At 71.9% G+C, this 26,886-nt stretch carries 21 protein-coding genes, 1 tRNA gene and 4 pseudogenes; 17 read left to right on the top strand and 9 right to left on the bottom strand.

Annotation, left to right across the window (positions count from 1 at the left end; genetic code table 11):
• Positions 1-69 precede the first annotated feature (69 nt).
• The gene (locus POD19_RS02635; RefSeq protein WP_070708829.1) at positions 70-585 is read left to right on the top strand and encodes an amino-acid N-acetyltransferase; all 516 of its coding nucleotides are present in this window, start codon (positions 70-72) and stop codon (positions 583-585) included.
• A 37-nt stretch (positions 586-622) separates the two neighbouring features.
• Here the strand turns inward: POD19_RS02635 and POD19_RS02630 are convergent, their stop codons facing one another.
• The gene (locus POD19_RS02630; protein WP_340309290.1) at positions 623-1,597 is read right to left on the bottom strand and encodes an A/G-specific adenine glycosylase; all 975 of its coding nucleotides are present in this window, start codon (positions 1,595-1,597) and stop codon (positions 623-625) included.
• On the opposite strand from POD19_RS02630, the gene POD19_RS02625 reads away from it, so the two are divergent.
• Entirely contained in the window at positions 1,596-2,459 is an 864-nt protein-coding gene (locus POD19_RS02625; protein WP_036339123.1) for a hypothetical protein, read from the top strand. The genes POD19_RS02630 and POD19_RS02625 overlap by 2 nt on opposite strands.
• Positions 2,460-2,472: 13 nt before the next feature.
• Here the strand turns inward: POD19_RS02625 and radA are convergent.
• The 3 genes and pseudogenes from radA to POD19_RS02610 form a co-directional block, all read right to left on the bottom strand.
• A pseudogene (gene radA / locus POD19_RS02620) lies at positions 2,473-3,837 on the bottom strand (DNA repair protein RadA); the annotation flags it as partial.
• A gap of 159 nt (positions 3,838-3,996) precedes the next feature.
• Positions 3,997-5,166: an FUSC family protein gene (locus POD19_RS02615; RefSeq protein WP_070709026.1), complete on the bottom strand. Its 1,170-nt coding sequence runs from the start codon at positions 5,164-5,166 to the stop codon at positions 3,997-3,999.
• Between the two features lie 117 nt (positions 5,167-5,283).
• Positions 5,284-6,627 carry an IS256-like element ISMlu11 family transposase gene (locus POD19_RS02610; RefSeq protein ID WP_095354206.1) on the bottom strand — a complete coding sequence of 448 codons (1,344 nt, stop codon included), beginning with the start codon at positions 6,625-6,627 and terminating at the stop codon, positions 5,284-5,286.
• Positions 6,628-6,734: 107 nt separating this feature from the next.
• On the opposite strand from POD19_RS02610, the gene POD19_RS02605 reads away from it, so the two are divergent.
• The 6 genes from POD19_RS02605 (at position 6,735) to pstB (ending at position 13,151) form a co-directional block, all read left to right on the top strand.
• A complete protein-coding gene (locus POD19_RS02605; RefSeq protein WP_182496722.1) occupies positions 6,735-7,742 on the top strand; it encodes an IS481 family transposase in 1,008 nt (335 codons plus the stop codon).
• Between the two features lie 46 nt (positions 7,743-7,788).
• Positions 7,789-8,683, top strand: a protein-coding gene (locus tag POD19_RS02600; protein ID WP_095695674.1) for an IS5 family transposase whose coding sequence is annotated in 2 segments (ribosomal slippage) — positions 7,789-8,145 and positions 8,147-8,683 — 894 coding nt in all. Because the reading frame shifts where the segments join, the coding sequence is not laid out codon by codon here.
• 213 nt (positions 8,684-8,896) lie between these two features.
• Positions 8,897-10,009 carry a phosphate ABC transporter substrate-binding protein PstS gene (pstS, locus tag POD19_RS02595; protein ID WP_060974250.1) on the top strand — a complete coding sequence of 371 codons (1,113 nt, stop codon included), beginning with the start codon at positions 8,897-8,899 and terminating at the stop codon, positions 10,007-10,009.
• A gap of 134 nt (positions 10,010-10,143) precedes the next feature.
• Positions 10,144-11,100, top strand: coding sequence for a phosphate ABC transporter permease subunit PstC (gene pstC, locus POD19_RS02590; RefSeq protein ID WP_049147798.1), 957 nt, complete (start codon positions 10,144-10,146; stop codon positions 11,098-11,100).
• A gap of 1 nt (position 11,101) precedes the next feature.
• Positions 11,102-12,283, top strand: coding sequence for a phosphate ABC transporter permease PstA (gene pstA / locus POD19_RS02585; RefSeq protein WP_036384203.1), 1,182 nt, complete (start codon positions 11,102-11,104; stop codon positions 12,281-12,283).
• Positions 12,284-12,371: 88 nt separating this feature from the next.
• Complete coding sequence (pstB, locus tag POD19_RS02580; protein WP_041103590.1) at positions 12,372-13,151, top strand: phosphate ABC transporter ATP-binding protein PstB; 780 nt, start codon at positions 12,372-12,374, stop codon at positions 13,149-13,151.
• Positions 13,152-13,243: 92 nt separating this feature from the next.
• Here the strand turns inward: pstB and POD19_RS02575 are convergent, their stop codons facing one another.
• The 4 genes and pseudogenes from POD19_RS02575 to POD19_RS02560 all read right to left on the bottom strand — a co-directional run bounded on the left by POD19_RS02575 (position 13,244) and on the right by POD19_RS02560 (position 15,726).
• Complete coding sequence (locus POD19_RS02575) at positions 13,244-13,504, bottom strand: inorganic phosphate transporter (RefSeq protein WP_340309289.1); 261 nt, start codon at positions 13,502-13,504, stop codon at positions 13,244-13,246.
• Between the two features lie 106 nt (positions 13,505-13,610).
• Positions 13,611-14,216: pseudogene (locus tag POD19_RS02570) on the bottom strand (inorganic phosphate transporter); the annotation flags it as partial.
• A gap of 69 nt (positions 14,217-14,285) precedes the next feature.
• Entirely contained in the window at positions 14,286-14,912 is a 627-nt protein-coding gene (locus tag POD19_RS02565; RefSeq protein WP_036314859.1) for a hypothetical protein, read from the bottom strand.
• Positions 14,913-15,051: 139 nt separating this feature from the next.
• Positions 15,052-15,726: a hypothetical protein gene (locus POD19_RS02560; protein ID WP_041103592.1), complete on the bottom strand. Its 675-nt coding sequence runs from the start codon at positions 15,724-15,726 to the stop codon at positions 15,052-15,054.
• A 158-nt stretch (positions 15,727-15,884) separates the two neighbouring features.
• Between POD19_RS02560 and POD19_RS02555 the strand changes: the two genes are divergently transcribed.
• The 3 genes from POD19_RS02555 to POD19_RS02545 all read left to right on the top strand — a co-directional run bounded on the left by POD19_RS02555 (position 15,885) and on the right by POD19_RS02545 (position 17,665).
• Positions 15,885-15,957 (top strand) — tRNA-Lys (locus POD19_RS02555).
• 61 nt (positions 15,958-16,018) lie between these two features.
• Positions 16,019-16,744, top strand: coding sequence for an alpha/beta hydrolase (locus tag POD19_RS02550; RefSeq protein WP_041103593.1), 726 nt, complete (start codon positions 16,019-16,021; stop codon positions 16,742-16,744).
• A gap of 33 nt (positions 16,745-16,777) precedes the next feature.
• Positions 16,778-17,665: a hypothetical protein gene (locus POD19_RS02545; RefSeq protein ID WP_041103594.1), complete on the top strand. Its 888-nt coding sequence runs from the start codon at positions 16,778-16,780 to the stop codon at positions 17,663-17,665.
• 128 nt (positions 17,666-17,793) lie between these two features.
• Here POD19_RS02545 and POD19_RS02540 read toward each other — a convergent pair whose 3' ends face one another.
• Positions 17,794-19,071 (bottom strand): DUF445 domain-containing protein, encoded by a 1,278-nt coding sequence (locus POD19_RS02540; protein WP_041103595.1) that lies wholly within the window; start codon positions 19,069-19,071, stop codon positions 17,794-17,796.
• 100 nt (positions 19,072-19,171) lie between these two features.
• Between POD19_RS02540 and POD19_RS02535 the strand changes: the two genes are divergently transcribed.
• The 6 genes and pseudogenes from POD19_RS02535 to POD19_RS02510 all read left to right on the top strand — a co-directional run.
• Positions 19,172-20,095, top strand: a complete 924-nt coding sequence (locus tag POD19_RS02535; protein WP_041103596.1) for a glycerophosphodiester phosphodiesterase — start codon at positions 19,172-19,174, stop codon at positions 20,093-20,095.
• Between the two features lie 154 nt (positions 20,096-20,249).
• Positions 20,250-21,932, top strand: coding sequence for an ABC transporter substrate-binding protein (locus POD19_RS02530; RefSeq protein ID WP_144818640.1), 1,683 nt, complete (start codon positions 20,250-20,252; stop codon positions 21,930-21,932).
• Positions 21,933-22,068: 136 nt separating this feature from the next.
• On the top strand, positions 22,069-23,073 hold the full coding sequence (locus POD19_RS02525; RefSeq protein ID WP_002856116.1) for an ABC transporter permease: 1,005 nt from the start codon (positions 22,069-22,071) through the stop codon (positions 23,071-23,073).
• Positions 23,070-24,064, top strand: a pseudogene (locus tag POD19_RS02520) (ABC transporter permease). The gene POD19_RS02525 and the pseudogene POD19_RS02520 overlap by 4 nt, the downstream one beginning before the upstream one ends.
• 2 nt (positions 24,065-24,066) lie before the next feature.
• Positions 24,067-25,821 carry a dipeptide ABC transporter ATP-binding protein gene (locus tag POD19_RS02515; protein WP_144818636.1) on the top strand — a complete coding sequence of 585 codons (1,755 nt, stop codon included), beginning with the start codon at positions 24,067-24,069 and terminating at the stop codon, positions 25,819-25,821.
• Between the two features lie 84 nt (positions 25,822-25,905).
• Positions 25,906-26,766 (top strand): annotated as a pseudogene (locus POD19_RS02510) (Nramp family divalent metal transporter); the annotation flags it as partial.
• Positions 26,767-26,886: the final 120 nt, after the last annotated feature.

Genomic DNA, 26,886 nt, shown 5'->3' with positions numbered 1-26,886 from the left:
CGCCCGGTCCGCCGGGATGGGGGCTCCCGTCTGTCCGGGGTCGGGATGTCCGTGCCTAGACTGGACCCCATGCCTGCCGACCGCCCCCTCACCCTCCGCTCGGCGCGGACCCAGGACGTCCCGGTCATCCAGGCGCTCGTGGAGCCGCTGGCGCGGGAGCGCGTGCTGCTCCAGAAGGAGGCTGTGGCCTACTACGAGGCCATCCAGGAGTTCGTGGTCGCCGAGGAGCCGGATGGGACCCTGGCCGGCTTCGGCGCCCTCCACGTGATGTGGCAGGACATCGCCGAGGTCCGCACCCTCGCCGTCTCGGAGGCCCACCGGGGGGCCGGCGTCGGGCACCTGGTCCTCGAGGAGCTGCTGGACCGTGCGCGGTCCGTGGGCGTCGAGCGGGTCTTCTGCCTGACCTTCGAGGTCGAGTTCTTCCGCCGGCACGGTTTCGAGGTGATGGCGGACCAGTCCGCCGTGGACCCGGAGGTCTATGCGGAACTGCTGCGCTCCACGGACGAGGGCGTCGCCGAGTTCCTGGACCTCGCCCGGGTCAAGCCGAACACGCTCGGCAACACGCGGATGATCCGCCGCCTCTGAGCCGCCGCACCGCGGGCCGCCCCGTGCCCCGGCGAGGTCAGGCCGGGAAGGTGAGGCCGCCGTCGGCGTCCCGGGCCAGCAGCCCGTCCGACACGAGTCCGGCCACGCACCGCGCCCACTGCGCGTCGTAGGGGCGGTGCGACCCGAGCCGGCCCCCGGCCACGACGACGGCGGGCACCTCCGCCTCGGCCACGCGCCCGTGCTCGCGGACGGCGGCCATCACGGCCCCGCGCACCTGACGGTCCGTGCCGGCCCAGGCCTGGCCGCGCGACACCTCCGCCGGCGGCGGGGAGCCCGCCGCGACCCACGCGCACGTCTCCGCCAGGGGGCAGCGGTCGCAGGCGGGGGAGCGGGCCGTGCAGACGAGGGCCCCGAGCTCCATGACGGCCGCGTTCCACGCGTTGGCGCGGGCAGGGTCCTCGGGCATCAGGTCCTGGGCGCGGCGCATCTCGGCGCGGGTCAGCGACCTGCCGGGCAGGGCCTCACCCGCGACCGCGCGCGCGATCACCCGGCGCACGTTGGTGTCCACGACGGTCTCGGGGATGCCGAACGCGAAGCTCGCGACCGCCGCGGCCGTGTACTCGCCGATGCCGGGCAGGGCGCGCAGGGCGGCGGGGTCGGCCGGCACCCGGCCGTCGTGGCGCTCGACGACGGCCCGGGCGGCCTCCTGGAGGCGCAGGGCCCGGCGCGGGTAGCCGAGCCGGTCCCAGGCCGTGAGCACGTCTGCGGTGGGGGCGACGGCCAGGTCCGCGGGGGTGGGCCAGCGCTCCAGCCACTCCCGCCAGCGGGGCAGCACCCTCACGACCGGTGTCTGCTGGAGCATGATCTCCGAGACGAGCACGCCCCACGGGGAGCAGTCCGGGCTGCGCCAGGGAAGGTCCCGGGCGTGGACGGCGAACCAGCCCAGCACCGCGTCGTGCAGGCGCGGCACGTCCACCGTGGGCGGGACGAGGGGGCGGGCGCGGGCATGGCGTCCACTGTAGGGTGCGCCGCCGCCTACCCTGGATCGCATGCCGTCTCGTCCGACTTCCCCCGGGTCGAAGCCGTCCCCCGCCGTCTACCGCCGCCGGCGGCTCGTGGCCGCCCTGCTCGCCCTCGTGCTCCTGCTCCTGGTGGGGTGGGCCGTCGTGGCGCTCGTCCGCGCCGGGATCGGCGCCTTCTCCTCCGAGGACGCCGACCCCTCCGCCGCCCCGACGCCGGTGCACTCCCCGTCGCCCGCCCCGGCGACGGACGCCGAGTCCGGCTCCGCCTCGCCCACCGTGGCCCTCGAGGACGCGGCCGAGTGCCAGCCCTCGGACCTGCGGATCACCGCCTCCGCGGACCGGTCCGAGTACCAGCGGGGCGAGGAGGCCGAGCTGCGCCTGGGCATCACGAACCTCTCCTCGACCCCGTGCCGCACGGATGTGGGCACGGCCCGACAGGAGTTCAGGATCCGCACGGCCGAGGGCGACGACGTCTTCTCCACCCGCATCTGCCAGGCGGACCCCGCGGAGGCCCAGCGGGTGCTGTACCCGCACGAGGAGCTCACCGCCGTGTACCGCTGGTCCGGCCGTGCCTCGAGCCAGGACTGCGGCCGACTCGGCGCTCTCGCGGAGCCCGGACCCCATCTGCTGACGGTCAGCCTCGGCGACGTCACCTCCCGCCCCGTCGCGCTGAAGATCCTCGAGGAGCTCGCCCCGGGGGCCCAGGACGGCGGCTCCTCGGCCACCCCCTCCTCGGCCACCCCCTCCTCGAGCGGCAGCGCCTCCCCGTCGGCGTCCGCCTCAGCTCCGGCGTCGGCCTCAGCCTCGGCGTCCGCCTCAGCATCGGCGTCGGCTTCGCCGTCCGCGGCACCGGCCACGACCACCGACCCGTCGCCGTCGCCGTCCCGCTGAGCCGGGCGCGTCGTCAGCGGCCGGGGCCGACCTCCGGACGCGCGGCCGGGCCGCCGCCGGTCCACGTGGGGATCGTGGCGAGGGCCTCGCCGATTGAGCCGACCTCCGCCACCGTGAAGCCCGCCGGGACGTCCCCGAGCGGCTCGGGGGAGCGGGGGACCAGGGCGCGGGTGAAGCCCAGGCGGGCGGCCTCACGCACCCGTCGCCCGATGCCGGGCACGGGGCGCACCTCCCCGGCCAGCCCGAGCTCACCGACCGCGATCATCCCCTGCGGGACGGGGGCCGAGAGCTTCGCCGAGGCCACGGCGACGGCCACGGCCAGGTCCGAGGCGGGCTCCGAGAGTCGCACGCCGCCCACGGTGGCCACGTAGCAGTCGTCCTGGGCGAGGGCGAAACGGGCCCGGCGCTGGAGCACGGCCAGGAGCATGTTCACGCGCGCCGCGTCCACGCCGGAGACGGTGCGGCGCGGGCTGCCGCCGGCGGACGGGGTGAGCAGGGACTGCACCTCGGCCACGAGCGGGCGCCGGCCCTCGAGCGTCACCGTCACGCATGTGCCCTCGACCGGCTCCGAGACGCCCGAGAGGAACAGGCCGGAGGGGTCGTCCAGGGACTCGATGCCGTCCTCCCGCAGGTCGAAGCAGCCGACCTCGTCCGTGGGCCCGAAGCGGTTCTTCACCGCACGCACCAGGCGCAGCCGTGAGTGGCGGTCCCCCTCGAACTGGCAGACCACGTCCACGAGGTGCTCGAGCAGCCGCGGGCCGGCGATGGTCCCGTCCTTCGTCACGTGGCCCACCAGGACCGTGGTGATCCCCTTCTCCTTGGCCGTGCGGATGAGGCTGGCCGCCACCTCGCGCACCTGGCTGACGCCCCCGGCGATCCCGTCCACCTCGGTGGACTGCAGGGTCTGCACGGAGTCCACGATCACCAGCTCCGGGTCCGTCCGCTCGATCTGCCCCAGTGCCCGGCCCAGGTCCGTCTCCGCCGTCAGACGCAGGGTGTCCGCGATCGCCCCGATCCGGTCTGCGCGGGAGCGCACCTGCGCCGCCGACTCCTCACCCGTCAGGTACAGCACCGAGCGCGGCCCGCCGCCTCCGCGCCGCGGGCCGTCTGGGCGGCCACGTCCAGCAGCAGCGTGGACTTGCCGATGCCCGGCTCTCCGGCCAGCAGGATCACCGCACCCGGCACGAGGCCGCCGCCGAGCACGCGGTCCAGCTCGCGCACCCCCGTGGAGCGGAACGAGGCCAGCGTGGCGTCCACGTCCGCGATGCGCGGCGCGACCTCCGCGACGGTGGCCGCGCGCGTGCGACCGGTGGTGGACGTCAGGCCGATCTCCTCGACCGTGCCCCACGACTGGCACTCCCCGCAGCGGCCGACCCACTTCACGGTGGTCCAGCCGCACTCGGTGCAGCGGTATCCGGGGGCGCGCTTCGGGGCGGTCTTGGTGGCCATGCGCCCACTCTAGGAGCCGGGGCGGACGCGTTAACCGGCCCGCGCACGGCCCGACGTCGACCGCCGGGGCCGCGCGCCGCCGTCGGGCTCAGACGCGGGGCAGGTAGGCCCGCGCCTCGTCGTGCTCGGCGCCCGTGGCCTCGATGAGGTCCACCATCATGGGCCGCAGCAGCATCACGAGCGCCTCGCCGTGCACGGATCCGCCGCCCAGCTGGTGCGGGTCCAACGCGGAGGCGGACGCCCCCAGGGCGTCCCGCGCCACGGACAGCGAGCGATGGCGGCCCTCGGCCTGGGGTTCCACGAGGGACCGGTGCAGGATCTCGACGGCGTCCGCGGCGTCGTCGAACCAGGCGGCCAGGCGCTCGCGGACGTCGTCGTCGAGCACGCCCTCGTCCAGGGCCGAGACCACCCGCCGGGCCACGATCCGCAGGGAGCGCACCGCCAGATCCGAGCGGTCCGCCGCGTTCACCGCGTCCTCCACGAAGGAGCGCGAGGAGCGGTGCAGCGGGTTGAACACGGTCTGCTCATGTGTGACGCGCAGCTCCTTGCGCAGCGCCTCCAGCGTGGTGTGCGTGCCGCGGCTGGCCACGAGCGCCATCCAGGCGGTGCGGGAGTCGTCCTCCCGCAGGGCCCGGGAGAGGTCGCGCAGCACCGTGGCGATCGAGTCGTAGAGCCCACCCAGCTGACGCACCGCGGGACGGCGCACGTCCTGGGGCGAGAGGAACGTGACGAGCAGGGCCAGGACGCCGCCCACGATCGCGTCCTGGCTGCGGACGAACGGCCCTCCCGTGCCGATGGGCAGGAGGACCACGAGGACGGACTGCAGGGACATCTGCATCGTGAACGTGGCGCCGGAGTCCAGGAACCGGGCCACCATCACGGACACGAACAGGACCACCGAGGCCTGCCACAGGCCGCGGCCGAGCCCGACCATGAGCAGGTCCCCGATCAGGATGCCGACGGTGCAGCCGACGGCGACCTCGGCCACCTTGCGCAGCTTCGGCTCCCGTTGGAAGCCGAGGGCGATCAGCAGGGCGGTGGAGGCGAACAGGGGCTGCTGGTGGCCCAGGACGGTCTCCGCGAACCAATAGGCGCCCACCGCGCAGACCGCGACGAGGGCGGCCTGGCCCACGGAGGAGCGGACGCGGGACCAACCCGCACGGGCGCGCCGACGCAGGAAGCGGCCGAGGCGCTCCCCGCGGGTCTGGGGGTCGACCATCGGCACCGTGCCCGTGGCGGTGGCGAAGCGGTCCGTCATGCGGCCAGCCTAGTTGTTGTGGGTCATGAGGTTCTTGACATGGGTACCGGGCTGAGATGAGACGAGTGGGCCTCTCCCGCAGGAGGGCGTGTCAACTTGTCTGTGTAAGCGGGGTGGTCACAGGTAGGGGTTGATCCGGTCGGGGTAGGCCGCGGCGAGCTGGGCGAGGGCCTGCTTCCAGTTCGTGACGGCCTGACCTTCGACGAGCCGGCCCTGGGCTTTGCGCTGGCCGGCGGGTTTGCCCCGGTCCCGAGCGCGTTCGGCGGCGCGTTTGTCTTCGATGTTGCAGATCGCCAGCCAGAGCAGCTTCACCGCCGCCTCGGTCGAGGGGAAGTGGCCGCGGTTCTTGGTCACCTTCCGTAGCTGGAAGTTCAGCGACTCGATGCTGTTGGTCGTGTAGATGACCTTGCGGAGCATGGGTGGGAACTGCAGGAACGGGATGAACCGCTCCCAGGAGTTCGCCCAGGTCGCGGCTGCAGACGGGTACTTCGTGCCGAGCTCGGAGGCCTCGAACTCGGCCAGCGCCTTCCTCGCGGTCTCTTCGTTGGGGGCGGTGTAGATCGGCTTCAGCGCGGCGGCGACCTTCTTGCGGTCCTGGTAGGCCACGAACCGCATCGCGGCCCGGATCAGGTGAACCACGCAGGTCTGGACCATCGAGTCCGGCCACGTCGCCTCGACCGCCTCCGGCAGGCCCTTGAGCCCGTCGCAGCACACGATCAGCACGTCCTGCACGCCCCGGTTGGCGAGATCGGCGCAGACGTGGGCCCAGAACGCCGAGCCCTCGGTGTCCTGGACCCAGATCCCCAGCACGTGCTTGATGCCCTCGAGGTCCACGCCGACGGCGATGTAGGCGGCACGGTTGAGGACCTGGCTGTTCTCTCGGATCTTGATCCGGATTGCGTCGAGATAGATCACCGGATAGAACTCCTCCAGCGGCCGCGACTGCCACGCCAGGACCTCTTCGCTCACGGCGTCGGTGATGTTGGAGATCGTCTCGTGCGACAGGTCCGTGCCGATCGTGGAGGCCAGGTGGTGCTGGATGTCCCGGATCGTCATTCCGCCGGCATAGAGGCTGATGATCATGTCATCCAGGCCCCCGAGGCGCCGCTGGCCCTTGGGCACCAGGCGCGGGGTGAACGACCCGCCCCGGTCTCGCGGGACGTCCAGCTCGATCGGCCCGACCTCGGACTCCACGGTCTTCGGGGTGGTCCCGTTGCGGGAGTTGGCGTGCTTCAGCGCCTCGCTCGAGCCCTTCTCGTAGCCCAGATGGCTGGTCAGCTCGGCCTGCAGGCCCCGCTCGAGCGCGGCCTTGACCAGCGCGGGCACGAACCCGCCGTCACCGGTGAGCTCGACGCCGCCCGCGTCGATCTGCGCGAACAGGGAATCAAGCTGCCCTGAGGCTTTCAGCTGCTCGACCAGGTCCTGGCCCGAGGGCTCGCCTGGGTTCTTCTCGTCGATCATGGTCATGATTCTTACCGTTCCTCTCGGTACGGCTTACACAGACCATCTGACACGCCCCCGCAGGATGGAAGTTCCTACACCACCGACCTGCCCGAGAAGACCCACTCATGACTCACGCTAACGCACCCCTGACTCCCACCGGCCGTCTCAGGATGGTCCACCGCCACCTGCACGACGGGATCCCGCAGGCGCACGTGGCCGCCGAGTTCCGGGTGAGCCGGCCCACGGTGGCCACTTGGGTCGCCCGCTACCGCGCCCAGGGAGAAGCCGGCCTTCAGGACCTGCCCAGCCGGCCGCACCGTTCACCTGCCCAGCTCGATCCGGTCTTGGTCGCCCAGATCCACGCCCTGCGGCGGGAGCGCAAGTGGTCCGCACGGCGCATCCATCACTACCTCGTCTCCGAGGGCCACCGGGTGTGTCTTCGTACCGTGGGACGGTGGCTGCACCGACTCGGGATCTCCCGCCTACGGGACCTGACCCCGGCCGGAGAAGACCTGCGCCAACGACCCCAGAAGATCACCGCGAGAGGGCCGGGGCACATGGTGCACCTGGATGTGAAGAAGATCGGGAAGATCCCAGACGGGGGCGGCTGGCGCACCCACGGACGTGAAAGTGAAGCAGGCCGTGCTTCCAAGCGCGGGCCTGGCCGGCGGGTCGGCTACACCTACCTGCACTCGGCGATCGACGGGTACACCCGCCTGGCCTACACCGAGGCGTTGGAGGACGAGCGGGCGGCCACGACCGTGAGCTTCTACTGCCGGGCGCGGGCGTTCTTCGCCGCCCACGGCATCACCGTGGACCGGGTGATCACGGACAACGGGAACAACTATCGGGCTGCGGACTTCACCGCGAAGGTGGTCTCGCTCGGGGGCCGGCACCACCGGATCCGCCCCTACACCCCGCGCCATAACGGGAAGGTGGAGAGGTACAACCGGCTGATGGTCGATGAGGTCCTCTACGCCCGCCCCTACACCTCAGAGCAAGCTCGGCGTGAGGCCCTGCAGGTGTGGGTGAACCACTACAACTACCATCGGCCTCATACCTCCTGCGGAGACGCTCCTCCGGCCTCACTGGCACCGACCCGAGTCAACAACGTCATGCCCTCCTACACCTAGGGCGTGTCTGAGAATAGATGCACGAGTCAGCTGAGACCCTGGGGACATGTCCCGGTTCCAGATGCTCTCCGACGCCCAATGGGAGTTGATCGCCCCGATGCTCCCGACCCGGACCGGCCGCGCCGGCAGGCCGTTCGCCGACGCCCGCACCATGGTGGAGGCGATCATCTACCGGTACCGGTGCGGAATCGCTTGGAGGGATCTGCCCGAGGTCTACGGGCCCTGGCAGACCGTGTGGACCTGGCATCGGCGCTTGGCCGAAAAAGGCACATGGGACACGGTGCTGGCCACGCTGACCGCCGCCGCTGACGCCGAAGGCCTGATCGATTGGTCGGTCTCGGTGGACTCCACGATCGCCCGCGCCCACCAGCACGCGACGAACATCACCCGCCACACAGGGGGATGGATCGAACTACAAGAATCCGCGTGAGGAGCCGGCCGATCACGGCATCGGGCGCTCCCGTGGCGGGCTGAGCACGAAGATCCATCAGCTCGTCGATGGGACCGGGCTGCCGCTGGTCAGCCTGATCACCCCCGGCCAGGCAGGGGACTCCCCGATGCTGCTTCCTCTTCTGGAGCAGCTGCGCGTGACCCGGCCAGTAGGGCGGCCCCGGACCCGCCCCGAGGCCGTGCTGGGCGATAAGGCGTACTCCTCCCGGGCGATCCGCACCCACCTACGCGCCCGTGGGATCAAAGCGGTCATCCCCGAACCGGCCGACCAGCAGGGCCACCGCAGACGGCGCGGTGCCCGCGGCGGGCGCCCCATTGGCCTCGACGCGGCCGCCTACAAGGGCCGCAACGTCATCGAGCGCCAGTACGCGCACCTGAAGCAGTGGCGGGGCCTGGCGACCCGGTATGACAAGTACGCGATCATCTACAGGGCCGCTGTGGTCCTGAATGCTGTGATCGCATGGTCCAAACGATTGTCAGACATGCCCTAGTCCGACGCCGCGGAACCCCCGCCGTGCGAGGCTCAACCAGGCATTGTGACCCACTGCACAGCCAGATCCTACGAATGCCGCCCCAGTTCACCATCTGTTCACCCCGGCCGAGCACTCGATTCACCTCGGGACCGTACGGTCGAGTGCGGTGCAGAACCGGGCCAGCCGGACGCTCTGCCCTCACCGTCGTCATCCGATTGAAAGAGGCTCTTCGTGAAGGCTCTCCGCTTCGGCCGCTCCGCCGCCCTCCTGTCCGTGGCCGCCATCGCCCTGACCGCCTGCTCCTCCGCGGACAGCGGCAACGGCGGCTCCGATGCCTCCGGCTCCGCCGGCGGCGAGCAGGGCACCACCTCCGAGGTCCAGGGCAACCTGGTCGGCGCCGGCGCCTCCTCGCAGGAGGCGGCCATGACCGCCTGGACCCAGGGCGTCACCGAGACCGCTCCGAACCTGACCGTGCAGTACTCCCCGGACGGCTCCGGTGCCGGTCGTGAGAAGTTCCTCGCCGGTGCCACCTCCTTCGCCGGCTCCGACGCCGCCCTCAAGGAGGAGGAGGCTGAGTCCGCCAAGAAGAACTGCGGCGACGAGGGCGCGTTCCACGTGCCGGCCTACATCTCCCCGATCGCCGTGGCCTACAACCTGCCGGGCGTCGATGACGTCAAGATGGACGCCGAGACCATCGCCAAGGTGTTCTCCGGCGAGATCAAGAACTGGAACGACGAGGCCATCGCCGCGCAGAACGAGGGCGTCGAGCTGCCCGACACCCCGATCACCGTCGTGCACCGTTCCGACGACTCGGGCACCACCGAGAACTTCACCGCCTACCTCACCGAGGCCGCCGGCGATGCCTGGTCCTACGACGAGGTCGAGACCTGGCCGTCCGACATCACCGCCGAGTCCGCCCAGGGCACCAAGGGTGTCGTGGGCCTGGCCTCCCAGACCGAGGGCGCCATCACCTACGCCGACGCCTCCGCCGTGGGCGAGCTGGGCACCGTGTCCGTGAAGGTCGGCGAGGAGTACGTGAAGTACTCCGCCGAGGCCGCGGCCGCGACCGTCGAGAAGTCCGAGGCCAAGGAGGACGGCTCGATCGAGCTCGACCGCGCCACCGACGAGTCCGGCGTGTACCCCGTCGTGCTGGTCTCCTACCACATCTACTGCAACCAGTACGAGTCGCAGGAGACCGTGGACCAGGTCAAGGCCTTCGCCGAGTACGTCGTGTCCGAGGACGGTCAGAAGACCGCCGAGGAGTCCGCGGGCAACGCCCCGATCTCCGAGGACACCCGCAAGAAGGCCATGGAGCGCATCGAGGCCATCTCGGTCAAGGGCTGATGTCGCTTCTTGTCGGCTGACCCGCCGCCGCTTCGGCCGCCGGGCCCCACGGGCCCGGCGGCTGAAGCCGCGTCAGGGCGCTCGTTCGTCGCGGCCCGTCCATCACCACGCACGTCGATCTGAGGGAAGGCACTGTGTCCTCAACCACCAACGAGGCGGCACCGAAGCCGTCCAGCCTGCGCGGCCCCCGCCGCGGAGCCGCCGGAGACAAGCTCCTCTCCGGCGGGGCCCTGGCGGCCGCCGTCCTGATCCTGCTCGTGCTCGCCTTCGTGGCGGTCTTCCTCCTGACGGAGGCATGGCCTGCCCTGCAGCCGGGTGCGGAGCTCGTGTCTGCGGACTCCTTCTTCCAGTACGTGTGGCCGCTCATGGCCGGCACCGTGATGGTGTCGATCATCGCTCTGCTCATCGCCACCCCGGTCGCGATCGGCGTCGCCCTGTTCATCTCGCACTATGCGCCCCCGCGCATCGCGCAGTCGGTGGGCTTCGTGATCGATCTGCTGGCCGCGATCCCCTCCGTGGTCTACGGCGTGTGGGGCTGGCTGACGCTCGCTCCGCTGATGGTGCCGATCTACGGCTGGCTCAACGAGAACCTGGGCTTCATCCCGTTCTTCGGCGGCTCGGCCACCACCACGGGCCGCACCCTGCTGACCTCGGGCGTCGTGCTGGCCGTGATGGTCCTGCCGATCATCACCGCGCTCTGCCGTGAGATCTTCACCCAGACCCCGAAGCTCCACGAGGAGGCCGCGCTCGGCCTCGGCGCCACGCGCTGGGAGATGATCAAGATGACCGTGTTCCCGTTCGCCCGGGCCGGCATCATCTCCTCGATCATGCTCGGCCTCGGCCGCGCGCTCGGCGAGACCATGGCGGTCACCATGGTGCTCTCCGGCGGCGTCTTCTCCTGGTCGCTCGTGGAGTCCGGCAGGAACCAGACGATCCCGTCGGAGATCGCGCTCAACTTCCCCGAGGCGTTCAACATGCGCCTGCACGAGCTGATCGCTGCCGGTCTCATGCTCTTCATCATCACCCTGGCGGTGAACATGATCGCCCGCGCGATCGTGAACAAGCACAAGGAATTCTCGGGAGCCAACTGACATGAGCACTGTCTCGACTTCTCCCCGGGCCACCGAGGACAGCGTGACGCCGCGGCGTCACTCCCTGACCGAGGGTCAGAAGCCCGGCTGGACCTGGATGGCCGTCGCAGCTGCCGCGGCCGTCGTCGCCGCCGGCCTGACCGTGCTGCTCAGCGGCGCCTTCAACGTCGTCGGTTTCGTGATCATCGCCGCCATCCTCTACATCGCGGGGCTCTACGTGGCCACCCGCGTGATGGAGAACCGGCGCCGCGCCGCAGACGGCCTGTGCCGCAACCTCGTGTGGCTGGCGTTCCTCGTGGCCCTGGTGCCGCTGGTCTCCGTGCTGTGGTCGGTCCTCTCCGCCGGTCTGCCGACCCTGATCGCCAACCCGCAGATCATGGCGTACGACATGAAGGGCATCACCGGCATCGACGACTCGGCGTGGGTGGAGGACGGCAAGCCCGCCGGCGGGCTCGCGGGCGGTTTCGGCCACGCCCTGATCGGCACCGTCGTGATCACGATCATCGCGACCCTGATCTCCGTGCCGATCGGCATGCTCACCTCCATCTACCTGGTGGAGTACAGCCGCGGCGGCTGGTTCTCCCGCGCCATCGTGTTCTTCGTGGACGTCATGACCGGCATCCCCTCGATCGTGGCCGGCCTCTTCGCCTACGCCGCGATCACGTGGGTCCTGACCCTGGTCACCGGCAGCAAGTCCACCGCACTGCAGTCCGTGCAGATGGGTCTCACGGCCGCGATCGCGCTCTCGGTGCTCATGATCCCCGTGGTCGTGCGATCCACGGAGGAGATGCTCCGTGTGGTGCCCAACGAGCTGCGCGAGGGCGCCTACGCCCTCGGCGTGCGCAAGTGGCAGACCATCGCCAAGGTGGTCCTGCCCACCGCGATCTCCGGCATCGCCTCCGGCGTCACCCTGGCCATCGCCCGCGTGGCGGGCGAGACCGCGCCGATCCTCGTGACGGCCGGCTTCGCCACCAGCATCAACTGGAACCCGTTCGACAACTGGATGACCGCGCTGCCGGTGTACATCTACCGCCAGCTGGTCGCCCCGACCTCGCCTACGGCGGCGGACCCCTCGACCGCCCGCGCCTGGGCAGCCGCCCTGCTGCTCGTCACCATCGTCATGCTGCTCAACCTGGCGGCACGGTTCATCGCCAAGGCGTTCGCCCCCAAGAAGGGCCGGTGAGGCCCGGCCGCCCGGAATCCCCCGGGCGGCCGGCCCCGACCCCGTCGCACCCCCCCCCAGAGACTTCCACGAAGGAACAGAACCACTCATGTCCAAGCGCATCCAGGCCGTCGACGTCGATGTCTTCTACGGCAAGTTCAAGGCCGTCGAGGGCGTCAACATCGACATCGCCCCCCGCTCCGTCACTGCCTTCATCGGCCCTTCCGGCTGCGGCAAGACCACCTTCCTGCGCAGCATCAACCGCATGCACGAGGTGCTCCCCGGCGCCACCGTGGACGGCCAGCTCCTGCTCGACGGCGAGGACATCTACGGGCCCGGTGTGGACCCGGTCCGCGTCCGTTCCCAGATCGGCATGGTCTTCCAGCGCCCGAACCCGTTCCCCACGATGTCCATCCGCGACAACGTGCTGGCCGGCTACAAGCTCAACGGCACCCGCCTGAACAAGTCCCGTGCGGACGAGCTCGTGGAGAAGTCCCTGCGCGGCGCCAACCTGTGGAACGAGGTCAAGGACCGCCTCGACAAGCCCGGCTCCGGCCTCTCCGGCGGTCAGCAGCAGCGTCTGTGCATCGCCCGCTCCATCGCGGTGCAGCCCGACGTGATCCTCATGGACGAGCCCTGCTCCGCGCTCGACCCGATCTCCACCCTCGCCGTCGAGGACCTGATCAACGAGCTCAAGGAGGAGTACACGGTCATCATCGTCACGCACAACATGCAGCAGGCCGCGCGCGTGGCGGACAAGACCGCGTTCTTCAACATCCAGGGCGTCGGCAAGCCCGGCAAGCTGATCGAGTACGACGACACCAACGTCATCTTCAACAACCCCTCGAGCCAGCAGACCGAGGACTACGTCTCCGGCCGTTTCGGCTGAGCCGCCCCGCGCTCCGTCCCCGACCCCGTCCGGCCGCACGCCGGGCGGGGTCGCGGCGTCTGCGGGGCCGGGCGTCGTCGTCGGGCGCGGCCTCAGGCCAGCGGGAGGAGGGCCAGCGTGCCGAGGAGGCCGAGGAGGGCGCAGGCCACCGGCGTGAGCAGCCACCAGCCGACCACGCGCAGCACGGTGGGCCAGCGCACGGACGCGTAGGTCTGCGTCTGGCCGGCGCCCACGATGGCCGCCGTCGCCGTGTGGGTGGAGGACAGGGGCAGGTGGAACACCAGGGATCCGACGAACAGCAGGCCCGCGGGGATGACGGCGGCCACGGACGCCCGCAGGGGGTCGAGGCGCACGAGACGCTCGGTGAGGGTCCAGGCGATCCGCCAGGCGCCGCCCTAGCGTGCCGAGCCCGACCGCGAGGGCGAACAGGAACGCGCCCCCCACGAACTCGGCCGTCAGGGCGTCCGGCGCCAGGACGGACCCGGACCCCACCAGCACGGCGGCCCACAGCACCCCCATGCGCTGACCGGCCTGCAGGCCGTGGCCCATGGCCATGGCGCTGGCGGAGATGCCCAACGCGACGCGGGCCCGGTGCTGGACGTTGACCGTGGTGCCGCGGGTGGCGAGCCGCGTGGCGGGCGCGGTGAGCAGGCGGGCGAGCGCCCACGCGATCAGGGGCGAGAGCAGCAGGCTGAGCAGCACCTCGGCGCGGACGAGGTCGAAGATGGTGTGGGCGACGTCGATGTGCAGGCTCAGGCGCACGGCGAGGTGGCTGCCCGCCAGCGCGGAGATCAGCGCGTGCGTGCTGGAGCCGGGCAGGCGCCGCCACCACAGCAGCAGACCCCACACGAGGGTCACCGCGCAGGACACGCCCACGGCCAGGGGGCCGATCTCGCTGCGCACCGCGGGCGAGGTGAAGTAGTGCACGCTCAGCGTGATGAGCCCGATGCCCAGCAGCGCGCCCACGGTGTTGACCGCTCCGGTCAGGAGGAGGGCCCCGCGCGGTGTCAGCGCCCGGTACCGGACAGGCAGCGCCGCGGCGTTGGGGGCGTCGCGGAACCCCATCAGCGCGCCGACGGCGCACAGCAGCACGAGGACGACGGCGAGCCCCGCGGTCACGGCGCCTCCACCGGCTCAGGACTCACGGACGAGCACCATGCCCAGGTCCATGTTCACGCGGGAGAGGGCCTCGAGCGCCGCGTGCAGCGCCCAGGCGACCTCGCGCTGGCGGTTGTAGTCGCGCTGCAGCAGGTCCATGCCGAGGTCGGCGAGCCACTCGACCATGATCCGCTCCGTGCGGCGGGAGGCGCGCAGCAGCTGCATCCACGTGGCCTCCAGGGCGTCGAGGTCGCGCATCTCGGCGGCGCCGCGGGCGAGCAGCTCGGCCTGCCGCCCCACGGTCTCCAGGACGTCGAGGGCGTGCGTCGGCAGCTCCTCGAGGTCGGCCCGCTGGATCAGCACGCCCGCCGACACGACGCGCCGGGTGGTCGCGTGCACGCCGCTGGCCAGCCGGTAGAGGTCCTGACGGGGCAGCGGAGTCACGTAGGCGCTGCGCAGCGCGGTGAGGAAGGCCATGAGGGTGGCGCTCGAGGACGAGTCGAGCTCCTCGAGCTCACGGGCGGCACGGTCCGCCTCGGGTCCGCGGGTCCCCGCGACCTGGGCCACCAGATGCACGGACCGGTGCAGGGCCTCGGCGAGGTCCGCCATGTGGCGCAGCGCCGGGGTGTCGCGCGTGACGAGCCAGGGCATGCGGGGGGACATGGGCAGCGGTCGCTCTCTCGTCGACGGGTGGCGAAGGGGTCGACGACGACGCCGGACCGGGAACGCCTCTCGGCGGAAGGCCGCTCGCAGCGGCTATGTGTTGGAGCCCGGGGTTACCAGCGGCCCGGCGCCGTCCCCATCAGTCTAGCGATCCGTCCCGAAACGCTCGACCCGCCGCCTCCAGGGCGTCGGCGGTGCTGACCAGGCGCGCGGCCCGGCGGGTGAGGGCGGCGGCGCGGTCCGGGGCGGCGGCCTCGGAGCCCTCGGCGTGCTCGACCTGGCCCAGAGCCACGACGCGGGCGTAGGCCGCGGCGCGCTCGAACGCGACGTCGATCTCGGAGCGGTAGGCGCCCGTGAGGATCGTGTCCGTGAGGCGGCGCAGCTCGGCCGGCCCCGGCGGCTCGACGGCGCCCGCCACGACGCGCGAGGCGTAGGCGGCATGCCCGGCGCGGTACCAGGCGGCCCAGCGCTCGCCGTCGCGGGTCGTCGCCTCCTGGAGCGCGTACAGGCGCCACAGGGCGCCGGCGAGCGAGACGGGCGGGGCGTCCGCCCACAGCTCGGCGAGCGTCTCGACGCCCAGCTCGCGGACCAGCCCGACCAGCCGCTCGACGATGGCCGGGTCCTCCTCCGCGCGGCCGCCGGCCACGAGGGCGTGGGCCAGGCGCGAGGCCGCCGCGGCCACTTCCTGCGGGTCTTCGCCGCCGGCGAAGTGCGTGAGCTCCTGCGGTTCCGAGAGGCGGGGCCGGTGGGGGCGCAGCACGCCCGAGGCGCTCGAGCTGGCGCCGCGGCCGGCGGGCAGGCGGTGACGTGCCATGGGCGGGCTCCCTTCGAGGGCGCATCGGGGTGGGGATGTGGTCGCCGGAGGCGGCGGCCCCGTCCACGGTAGTGCCCCGGGCGCCTGGGCTACCATCGGAGGGCACCCGCGAGGGTCGCCGTCGTCGGCCGCACGCCGTCGTCGTCGGCCGCGGGTGAGGGCCTTTAGCTCAGCTGGCAGAGCATCGGACTTTTAATCCGCCGGTCGCGGGTTCGATCCCCGCAGGGCCCACGCGAAAACGGCCCCTGACCAGGCATGACGCCCGGTCGGGGGTCCTCCCTAGGATGGAGCCATGAGCCCCACGCCCCCACCAGTCACCGAGACGATCAGTTCCGGCCACAGCGTGGTGTGGTCGCGCCCGCCGGCGGAGCGCGCGGGCACGGACCTGGTGCTCGTGTTCCACGGCTACGGCTCCAACGAGGTCCGCGCGGCGCGCCGCCACTTCCCGATGCTCCCGGAGCGGTGCACCGGCCTGGCGGTGCGCGGCGGCTTCGAGATCGACGAGACGGCGTCCGAAGGCCCGGGCGACCCCGGCGCGCACGGCTGGTTCCTGCTCGACCTGCTGCTGCAGTCCGACTTCGCCCAGGTGCTCGCCGCCGCCCACCGCGTGTTCGACGTGCTCTCCGCCGAGGAGGTCGTGGCGGCCGGCTTCCGCACGGTCTCGGTGCTCGGCTTCTCCCAGGGCATGGCCATGGCGACGACGGTCCTGCGTCTGCGCCCCGAGGCGTTCACCTGCGGTGTGGGCCTGAGCGGCTTCGCCGTCGACAACGAGCTGCTGGCCATGCTCGACTCCCCGGCCGAGGGACCGGGCCCGCGCCCGTTCTTCTGGGGCCGGGACGCCGAGGATCCCGTGATCCATCCGGACGCCGTCGCCCACACCCGCGCGTGGGCCGAGGAGCACACCCGCCTGACCGTGCGCACCTACCCCGGGATCCTGCACGGGACCGGCCCCGACGAGGTCCGTGACGTGCGCATCTTCCTCGAGCACTCCCTGCGCGCGGCGACGCCCGGGTCCTGACCGCGGGGGTCGCGCGCCGATACTGTGGCGCGCATGGCAAAGAACTCGACGATCGGCCGGTACGCGTCCGGGAAGGTGAAGGACTTCGGGCTGAAGTCGGCACTCGATGAGAACGGCGAGCCCACGGAGGGCTTCGAGAAGGCCCTCTCCACGGTGTTGGCGGTCCAGCGCCCCCTGGTCCTGAAGAACATCCAGCGCATGGCGGCGAAGCACCCGGGGGAGAGCCCGGAGCGTCTCGCCGAGCGGCTCGGGCAGCAGTACCTGACCACCGTCACGGGGGCCGGTGCCGCCGTGGGCGGCACCGCGATCGTCCCGGGCATCGGCACCGTGGCCGCGCTCGGCCTGTCCGGTGCCGCGGTCGCCGGCTTCATGGAGGCCACCGCCCTCTACGCGCAGTCCCTCGCCGAGCTGCACGGCATCACCACGCAGGACCCGCAGCGCGCCCAGGCCCTCGTCATGGGCCTCATGCTCGGCGACGACGCCAAGGAGCTGCTCCGCGAGGCCGCCGCCAAGGCCGGCCGTCCCTACGACCCGCAGTCCAGCCTCAACGCGCTCGCGGGCACCGCATCGGGCACCGGCATCAGCGCGTTCGTGGTGGATCGCCTCAAGAGGACGTTCATGCGCAAGATGCGCCTGCGGCAGGGTGCCGGCTTCGTGGGCCGCGCCGTGCCGTTCGGCGTGGGCGCCGTGATCGGCGGCGTGGGCAACCGCGCCATGGGCAAGGCCGTGATGGAGAACGCCGCGGAGCTCTTCGGCCCCCTGCCGATGGTGATCCCCGGCGAGATCCGCGAGGGCGCCGCACAGGGGCGCGCCGATGGCACCAAGGACGACGGCGGCGTCTTCGGTGCGATCCGTCGCGCCCTGCCCGGCGGCAAGGACGAGAAGGACGACAGGCAGAAGAAGGGCAAGCCCGCCGCCTGACGGCCCCGCCCCCGCGCGTCCGTCGCCCCCGCCCCCGCGCTTTCGAACGTGAGAGAGGGCCTATCTCACGCTCGAAAGCGCCCATTCGCCCCATTTCACGTTCGAAAGTGCGGGGTAGGGGCGGCGGCTCAGAGGAACAGCGTGGCCACCCCGTGGATCGCCAGGCCCGCGAGCGCGCCGACGATCGAGCCGTTGATGCGGATGAACTGCAGGTCCTTGCCCACGAACAGCTCGAGGGTGCGCGCGGTCTGCTCGCCGTCCCAGCGGGCGACCGTCTCCTCGATCACCCCGGTGAGCGCCGGGCCGTAGGAGCTCAGCGCATACGCCGCGGCGCGGCGGGCGTGGCCGTCCACGCGGTCGCGCAGCTCGGGGTCCTCCTGCAGGCGGGCGCCGAGGTCGCGCAGGGCGGCCACGAGCGCGCGATGCAGGTCGGAGGACGGGTCCTCGAGCGCATCCAGGAGCGAGTCCCGCAGGGAGACCCAGGCCCGCCCGGCCCACGCGCGCAGCCGTTCGTCCGCGAACAGGTTCCGCTTGAACCGTTCCACCGAGGCGCGGGTGGCCGGCTCGTTCCGCATCTCGTCGGCGAGGCGGTCGAGCCAGTCGTCGACGGCGCGGCGGGCCTCGTGCTGCCGGTCGCGGCGGATGCCGGCGAGGTATTTGAGGGTCTCGGCGTGCAGTCGCTCGGCGAGGAGGCGGTCCACGAGGTCCGGGCTCCACTCGGGGGAGCGGCGGCGCACCGTCTCGACGAACAGCTCGGGGTGGGCGGCCACCCAGTCCCCGGTGTGGGCGACCACGAGGTCCACCACGCGCTCGTGGTGCCGGCCGGCCACCACGTCCTCCAGCACGCCCGCGAGCGTGGGGGACCAGTCCGGGGCCACCATGTGGCGTTCCATCAGCTGGCGCAGCAGCTCCTGGACGGCGTCGTCGTCAGCCGCGGCCATGGCGCCCCGGGCCGCCGTCGCGATCTCCCGGGCGGTGCGGGCCGCGTTCTCCTCACGGCGCAGCCAGCCGCCGGCGGCCTCGGCCACCTTCAATCCGTCGACCTTCTCGTGGGCGACCTCCGAGTCCAGGAAGTTCTCCTGCACGAACTCGGTCAGCGCGGCGCCGAGCTGGTCCTTCTTCCGCGGGATCAGGGCGGTATGCGGCACGGGCACCCCCATCGGGTGGCGGAACAGCGCCGTGACCGCGAACCAGTCCGCCAGCGCGCCGACCATGCCGCCCTCCGCGGCGGCGCGCACGTAGCCCCACACCGGGTGGGTGTCCTGCAACGGGAACGCGACCACGAACACCACGGCCAGCAGGATGAGCAGCCCCAGGGCGACGGCCTTCATGCGCCGCAGGCCCGCCGCGCGTTCGAGGGCGCCGGCGCTGAGCAGCTGCTGGGCGGGGTCGGGGGAGAGGGACACGGAAGGCTCCTGATCGCGCGCACCGAATGGTCCCCACCAGTTAACCAGCCGGGCACCCTGCGGTGACGTGGCCGGCACACGCGCTCCCTAGCCTGGCGGCGTGCCCGCCCTCGTGATCGCCCACCGCGGCGCCTCCGCCGCCTTCCCCGAGCACACCCGCGCCGCCATGCTCCACGCCCTCGCCGTGGGCGCGGACGGTCTCGAATGCGATGTCCAGCTCACGCGGGACCGCGAGGTCGTCTGCTGGCACGACCCCACCGTGGACCGCACCTCGGACGGGCGCGGCGCCGTCGCGGACCACACGCTGGATCGTCTGCGCGGTCTCGACGTCGTCTCGTGGCACGCCCGGCGTCCGGGGGCCGAGCCCGCCACGACGACGGCGCCGCCCGCCGCGTACGGCGGCGCGGGGGAGCAGGTGCTCACCCTGGCCGACCTCCTGGCGATCGCGACGGCCGCGGACCGGCCGCTGCGTCTGGCCGTGGAGCTCAAGCATCCCTCCCCGTTCGGGCATGAGCTCGAGGAGCGGGTGCTGCGGGAGCTGCTGCGGGCCGGCTGGGACCCGGAGACCGGCCGGGTGGGTCAGGTGCAGGTGTCCCTCATGAGCTTCCATCCGGACGCGCTGCGCCACGTGGCTCCGCTGGCCGGCACGGACCCCCTCTGCCCCCTGATGGACCTCATGCCGACGGAGCTGCCGACCCGGCTCGCGCGGGGGCCGCTGAGCCGGGCGGCGGTGCGTGCGGCGGCGCGTCAGTCGCTGGCGGGGTCCGAGGCGCTCGTCTGGCGCGGCCGAGCCGGGCTGGCGGGGCCCTCCGTGGCCTACGTGCGGGAGCACCTGGCGGACGTGAAGGCGTGGCTGGCGGCGGGGCGACGCCTGCGGGTGTGGACCGTCGACGAGCGCGAGGACGCCGAGTTCCTCCTCGCCCAGGGAGTGCAGGAGCTCACCACCAACCGTCCGGAGGACGTGCTGCGCTGGGTCCGCGAGCGGGCCGCCGCGCGTCGGGAGCGGGTGCCCACCGGGGCCTGAGGGCGCCGTGCCGCACGCGCAGACGCGGCCTGCGTTGCGTTCCTGCCCGCGCTTGTGGCTATAGTCACGTCCAGGAGCGTGCCCGAGGTCACACCCGACGGCGCGGTCCCCTCGCACCCGCGTCTCGGCTGAGACCTCTCCCGGAGGAGCCCCCATGGCCACCCGTCTGCGTCACCGACTCCTGTCCGCCGCCGCGCTCACCGCGGCCGGCGCCCTGCTCGTCACCGGCTGCGCCCAGAGCCAGCGCGACGGCGGCGGCTCCGGCGGCTCGGGCGGGGGCGACGCCGCCCAAGTGGACGGCTCGTTCATCTTCGCCGCCTCCTCCGACCCCAAGAGCCTCGATCCGGCGTTCGCGAGCGATGGCGAGACGTTCCGGGTCTCCCGTCAGATCTTCGAGGGCCTCGTGGGCACGAAGCCGGGCACCGCGGACCCCGCGCCGCTGCTGGCCGAGTCCTGGGAGTCCTCGGAGGACGGCCTGACCCACACGTTCCAGCTGAAGGAGGGCGTGACCTTCCACGACGGCGAGCCGTTCAACGGGGAGGCCGTGTGCGCCAACTTCGACCGCTGGTACAACTTCACGGGCATCCAGCAGTCGGAGACCCTCTCGTACTACTACGGCAAGCTGTTCCGCGGCTTCGCGGACAAGCCCGAGGACGCCGTCTACAAGGAGTGCGAGGCCACCGGCGAGCACGAGGTGAAGATCACGCTGGCGCAGCCGTTCGCGGGCTTCATCTCCTCCCTGTCCCTGCCGGCCTTCGCCATGCAGTCGCCGAAGGCGCTCGAGGAGTACAAGGCGGACGAGGTCGGCGGCACCGCCGAGTCGCCCCAGATGTCCGAGTACGCCCGGGCACACCCCACCGGCACCGGCCCCTACAAGTTCGAGTCCTGGAGCGTGGGCGAGGACGTCAAGCTCACCGCCAACGAGGACTACTGGGGCGAGGGCGGCGAGGTCACGGACATCACCTTCCGCGTGATCGACGACCCGGTGGCCCGCCGTCAGGCGCTCGAGGCCGGGGACATCGACGGCTACGACCTCGTGGCCCCCGCGGACACCGCGGCGCTGTCCGAGGCCGGCTTCAACGTGGTGGCCCGCGACCCGTTCACCATCCTCTACCTGGGCCTGAACCAGGAGAAGGAGGAGCTCCAGGACGTCCGGGTGCGCCAGGCGATCGCCTACGCGATCGACAAGGACGCCCTGATCGCGCAGACCCTTCCCGAGGGCACGGAGCCCGCGACCCAGTTCATCCCGAAGTCCGTGAACGGGTACAGCGAGGACGTCACCACGTACGAGCACGACCCCGCCAAGGCCAAGGCGCTGCTCGCCGAGGCCGGCTACCCGGACGGCTTCACGATCGACTTCAACTACCCCACGGGCGTCTCGCGCCCGTACATGCCGACCCCCGAGCAGGCGTTCTCCAACCTCTCGAGCCAGCTGGCCGAGGTGGGCATCACGGTGAACGCGAAGCCGGCCAAGTGGAGCCCGGACTACCTCGACCAGGTGCAGGGCTCCGCGGACCACGGCATCCACCTGCTCGGCTGGACCGGCGACTACAACGACACGGACAACTTCGTGGGCGTGTTCTTCGGCCAGGAGAAGCCCGAGTTCGGCTTCACCGACGAGGAGCTGTTCTCCGCCCTCGAGGAGGCCCGCCAGATCCCGACGCTCGAGGAGCAGACGCCGAAGTACCAGGAGATCAACGAGCAGATCTCCGAGATCGTCCCGGCGGTCCCGCTCGCCCACCCGGCCCCGTCGCTGGCCTTCGACAAGCGCGTGGCCTCCTACCCGGCGAGCCCGGTCAACGACGAGGTCTTCAACGAGATCGACCTGACCGAGTGAGCCCGGCGGGCCGGGGACGACCCGCCCCGCCGGCGACGACGGCGCCGCGCCCCGGCGCCGTCGTCGCGGGCCCGCCCGCCACCGCCCGTCCCTCGCACCGACCGGCCCGGCCCCCGCGCCGGCATGGAGGCCCCTCGTGCTCAGACTCATCGGCAAGCGCCTGCTGCTGCTGATCCCCACCCTGTTCGGACTGTCCGTCCTGCTGTTCGTGTGGGTCCGCAGCCTGCCCGGCGGCCCCGCCACCGCCCTGCTCGGCGATCGCGCCACCCCCGAGGCCGTGGCCCGGGTGAACGCGGCGTACGGCTTCGACAAGCCCCTGCTCGAGCAGTACGTCACCTACATGGGGCGGCTGCTGCGCGGCGACTTCGGCACCTCGATCATGACGAATCGGTCTGTGGTCGAGGAGTTCGCGGACCGCTTCCCGGCCACGCTGGAGCTCTCGATCTTCGCGATCGTGTTCGCGGTGGTCATCGGCATCCCGCTCGGCTACTGGGCCGCCCGCCATGTGGGCCGGTGGCAGGACGACGTCGCCGTCGTGCTGTCCCTGATCGGCGTGGTGGTGCCCGTGTTCTTCCTGGCGTTCATCCTCAAGTGGGTGTTCGCGGTGAAGCTGGGCTGGCTGCCGACGGACGGCCGACAGGACCCGCGGATCGACGCCACCCACTACACGAACTTCTACGTGTGGGACGGCATCATCACCGCCGAGTGGGACGCGGCCCTGAACGCGCTGACCCACCTGGTGCTGCCCGGCATCGCGCTGGGCACCATCCCGCTGGCGATCATCGCGCGCATCACCCGCGCCTCCGTGCTGGACGTGCAGGACGCGGACTTCGTGCGCACGGCCCGCGCCAAGGGCCTGGCCCCGCGCCTGATCCGGGACCGGTTCATCATGCGCAACGCCCTGCTGCCGGTGAGCACCACGCTCGGCCTGCAGCTGGGCCTGCTGATCTCCGGGGCGGTGCTCACCGAGACGGTGTTCGCGTTCAACGGGATCGGCCGGTTCCTCGCCCAGGCGATCTTCCAGCTCGACTTCCCGGTGCTGCAGGGCTTCATCATCTTCATCGCCCTGCTCTACTCGCTGATCAACCTGGTCGTGGACGTCTCCTACGGCCTCATCGACCCGAGGGTGCGTGTCTCATGAGCGTGAACCTGCCCCCCAGCCCCGGCGGCGGACCCACCGAGCACGCCGTCGACCACGCGCTGGCGCCCGTCGAGGCCGGGGCCACCCAGGCGTCCACCGAGGCCGCCGCGGACGCCCGCGGCACCTCCGTGTGGGGCGCCGCGTTCCAGCGGCTGCGCCGCAACCCGGCGGCGATCGCCGGCGCCGTGATCGTGCTGCTCTTCGTGCTCGTGGCCGTCCTCGCCCCGGTGCTGGCCCCGTACGCGGGCACGGCCACACCCGGCATGCGCGAGATCCGCCCCACCCACGTGCCCGGCCCCGGCGAGGTGGCCGGCTACCCGCTGGGCCTGGACCGCTTCGGCGGGGACGTGCTCTCCAAGCTGATCTGGGGCGCGCAGGCCTCGCTGCTCATCGGCGTCGTCTCGACGGCGTTCGGCCTGGCCGGCGGCATGCTGCTCGGCCTGGTGGCCGGCACATTCGGCGGCTGGGTGGACTCCGTGGTGATGCGCGTCGTGGACATCCTGCTCTCTCGGTGCCGAACCTGCTGCTGGCGGTGTCCATCGCGGCGATCCTCGGACAGACCCCGTTCGCGGTGATGATCGCGATCGGGGTGGCGCAGGTGCCCGTGTTCGCGCGGCTGCTGCGGTCCTCGATGCTCACCCAGAAGGGGTCGGACTACGTGCTCGCGGCGCAGACCCTCGGCCTCTCGCGCGGGCGGATCACGATGTCCCACGTGCTGCCGAACTCGCTGGGCCCCGTGATCGTGCAGGCCACGCTCACCCTGGCCACGGCCGTGATCGACGCGGCCGCCCTGTCCTTCCTCGGCCTCGGCGGCGGCCGCCCCGAGACCGCCGAGTGGGGCCGCATGCTCACCTACGCGCAGGCCGAGCTGGGCATCAACCCGTGGCTCGCGTTCCTGCCCGGCCTGTGCATCGCCATCACCGCGCTCGGCTTCACCCTGCTGGGCGAGTCCCTGCGCGAGGCCCTCGACCCGACCTCCCGGAGGCGCTGACCATGGACCCCAAGCACGACGACGGCGCGCCCGGCCCCGGCGCGACCCCCGCGGTCCCCGCGGCCGGCGCCCCGCTGCTGGAGATCCGCGACCTGGACGTGGAGTTCACCACCCAGCAGGGCACCGTGCAGGCCGTGGAGGGCGCGTCCCTCACGCTCCCGGCCGGAGGCACGCTGGCGATCGTGGGCGAGTCCGGCTCGGGCAAGTCCACCACCGCGATGGCCGCGATCGGCCTGCTGCCCGGCAACGGCCGGGTCACGGCAGGCTCCGTCCGCTTCGCGGGCGAGGAGCTCGTGGGCCTGCCCGAGTCGCGGATGCGCGGCATCCGTGGCCGCCGGATCGGGCTGGTGCCGCAGGACCCGATGTCCAACCTCAACCCCGTGACCCGGGTGGGTCAGCAGATCGGGGAGACCCTGCTGACCCACGGCATGGCGACGAAGAAGGACGTGGGGGCCGCCGTCGTCGAGGTGATGGAGCGCGCCGGTATCCCCGAGCCCGCGCGACGGGCCAAGCAGTATCCGCACGAGCTCTCGGGCGGTCTGCGCCAGCGCGTGCTGATCGCCATCGGCCTGGCGTGCCGGCCGCAGCTGCTGATCGCGGACGAGCCGACCTCCGCCCTGGACGTGACGGTGCAGCAGGTGATCCTGGACCAGATCGGCGAGATGACCCGCGAGCTCGGCAGTTCCGTGCTGCTGATCACCCATGACCTCGGCCTCGCGGCCGAGCGGGCGCAGCAGCTCGTGGTGATGCACCGCGGCCGCGTGGTGGAGTCCGGCGACGCACGGGCCATCCTCGAGGACCCGCAGCACGCCTACACCCGCTCGCTCGTGGCGGCCGCGCCGTCGGTGGCGGCGGCCCGCCTGCTGCCCGAGGCCTTCGATCCCGTGCCCGCCGCCCTGGCCGAGGACGACACCGCGGCCCTCACCACGGTGGCCCTGGCGAAGCAGGACCTCACCCCGCTGGTGGAGATCCGCGACCTCACGAAGGTCTACCCCGTGCGCGGGCACGAGGACTTCACCGCCGCGAAGGACGTCTCCCTGAAGATCCCGCGCGGCAAGACCGTCTCGATCGTCGGCGAGTCCGGCTCCGGCAAGACGACGACGGCGCGCATGCTGCTCAAGCTGATCGAGCCGACCTCGGGCGAGATCAGCTTCGAGGGCAGGGACGTGCTGGCGCTGAAGGGGGAGGGGCTCAAGGACTTCCGGCAGCGCGTGCAGGCCGTGTTCCAGGACCCCTTCTCCTCGCTCAACCCCTCGTTCACGGTGGGCCGGATCATCGAGGAGCCGCTGCAGACGTACCGGCGGGGCAACGCCACGCAGCGGCGGGCGCGCGTGCTCGAGCTCATGGACCAGGTGGCCCTGCCCTCCCACTTCCACCGCCGGTACCCGGCCGAGCTCTCGGGCGGACAGCGCCAGCGCGTGGCGATCGCCCGCGCGCTCGCGCTGAACCCCGAGCTGATCGTGTGCGACGAGCCGGTCTCCGCGCTGGACGTGCTCGTGCAGGACCAGATCCTCACGCTGCTGCGCCGCCTGCAGGACGAGCTGGGGCTGAGCTACCTGTTCATCTCGCACGACCTGGCGGTGGTGCGGCTCATCTCCGACTACGTGTGCGTCATGAAGGACGGCCGGGTGGTGGAGGCGGCCAGCTCCGAGGAGGTCTTCACCAACCCGCGGCACCCGTACACGCGGCGGCTGCTCGCCTCGATCCCGGGCAACGAGCTGGGCATCGCGGTGGACGCGGACGGGACGCACGTGTGAAGCACCGCGGAGTGATGTGAGCGGCGTCGCCCTCGTGCGTGATACTTGCTGCATCACTCGCATCCCCGATCGCAGGAGCATCCCATGGCCCACGCCGTCGACCCCGGGCGCCCCGTGCACAACCCGGACATCGTCGGGTTCACCGACGCCGAACTGAACGAGACGCCGATCCGCCCGCGCTGGAACTCCCTCGGCCCGGGCATCGTCGCCGCGGCCACGGGCGTGGGCGCGGCCGATCTGGTGGCCACCCTGACCGCCGGCTCCCGCTACGGCTACATGCTGCTGTGGGCCGTGGTGCTGGGCGTGATCTTCAAGATCGTGCTCGTGGAGGGCGTGGGCCGCTACTACCTCTCCACCGGCAAGACGATCTTCCAGGGTTGGCGCAACCTCGGGGCCTGGACGTCCTGGTACTTCGGCCCGTACATCCTCATCTGGGGCATCGTGTACGGGGCGACGGCGATGTCCTCCACCGCCCTGCCGCTCGCGGCGCTGTTCCCAGGGGTGGACAGCAAGGTGTTCGCGATCGCCTCGGGCCTGATCGGCCTGGGGCTGGTCTGGCTGGACAGGTACCGGCTCATCGAGTGGCTCATGACGGTGCTGATCGGCGTCATGTTCGTGACGGTGCTGCTCTCCGCGGCGCTGACGGCCCCGAACCTGGGCGAGATCCTCGCCGGTCTCGTGCCGCGCCTGCCCTCCGGCGATCCCCAGGCCATGTTCTACGTGCTCGGCCTGGCCGGCGGCGTCGGCGGCACCATCACGCTCGCGGCCTACGGCTACTGGCTGCGCGAGAAGGGCTGGAACGTCCCGAAGTACCTGAAGGTCATGCGGTTCGACAACGCGACCTCGTACATCCTCACGGGCATCTTCGTGATCGCCACCATGGTCATGGGCGTGGAGCTGCTGCACTCGGCGGGGCTGGCGATCTCCTCGGGCGACAAGGGCCTGTGTCAAGGGCCATTGAGTTCTGCCCATAGGCGGCCAGTGTTTCTTCCCGCTGGTGGCCATCAGAACTGCCCACTGGTGGCCAGCTGGTTTGCCCGTTTGGGTGGTGGTGCTGGCCACCGT

The sequence above is a fragment of the Micrococcus sp. GPGPB33 genome, assembly GCF_037853785.1.
In the GTDB taxonomy this organism is placed as follows: Bacteria; Actinomycetota; Actinomycetes; order Actinomycetales; family Micrococcaceae; genus Micrococcus; species Micrococcus luteus.
The sequence above is the reverse complement of the archived record's forward strand: the minus strand, read 5'-3'. Positions and strand labels throughout refer to the sequence as shown.

Coding starts and splice junctions, on each gene's coding strand:
- POD19_RS02635 (WP_070708829.1), top strand. CDS start 70: ATGCCTGCCGACCGCCCCCTCACCCTCCGCTCGGCGCGGACCCAGGAC.
- POD19_RS02625 (WP_036339123.1), top strand. CDS start 1,596: ATGCCGTCTCGTCCGACTTCCCCCGGGTCGAAGCCGTCCCCCGCCGTC.
- POD19_RS02630 (WP_340309290.1), bottom strand. CDS start 1,597: ATGCGATCCAGGGTAGGCGGCGGCGCACCCTACAGTGGACGCCATGCC.
- POD19_RS02615 (WP_070709026.1), bottom strand. CDS start 5,166: ATGACGGACCGCTTCGCCACCGCCACGGGCACGGTGCCGATGGTCGAC.
- POD19_RS02610 (WP_095354206.1), bottom strand. CDS start 6,627: ATGATCGACGAGAAGAACCCAGGCGAGCCCTCGGGCCAGGACCTGGTC.
- POD19_RS02605 (WP_182496722.1), top strand. CDS start 6,735: ATGACTCACGCTAACGCACCCCTGACTCCCACCGGCCGTCTCAGGATG.
- pstA (WP_036384203.1), top strand. CDS start 11,102: ATGAGCACTGTCTCGACTTCTCCCCGGGCCACCGAGGACAGCGTGACG.
- pstB (WP_041103590.1), top strand. CDS start 12,372: ATGTCCAAGCGCATCCAGGCCGTCGACGTCGATGTCTTCTACGGCAAG.
- POD19_RS02565 (WP_036314859.1), bottom strand. CDS start 14,912: ATGTCCCCCCGCATGCCCTGGCTCGTCACGCGCGACACCCCGGCGCTG.
- POD19_RS02560 (WP_041103592.1), bottom strand. CDS start 15,726: ATGGCACGTCACCGCCTGCCCGCCGGCCGCGGCGCCAGCTCGAGCGCC.
- POD19_RS02550 (WP_041103593.1), top strand. CDS start 16,019: ATGAGCCCCACGCCCCCACCAGTCACCGAGACGATCAGTTCCGGCCAC.
- POD19_RS02545 (WP_041103594.1), top strand. CDS start 16,778: ATGGCAAAGAACTCGACGATCGGCCGGTACGCGTCCGGGAAGGTGAAG.
- POD19_RS02530 (WP_144818640.1), top strand. CDS start 20,250: ATGGCCACCCGTCTGCGTCACCGACTCCTGTCCGCCGCCGCGCTCACC.
- POD19_RS02515 (WP_144818636.1), top strand. CDS start 24,067: ATGGACCCCAAGCACGACGACGGCGCGCCCGGCCCCGGCGCGACCCCC.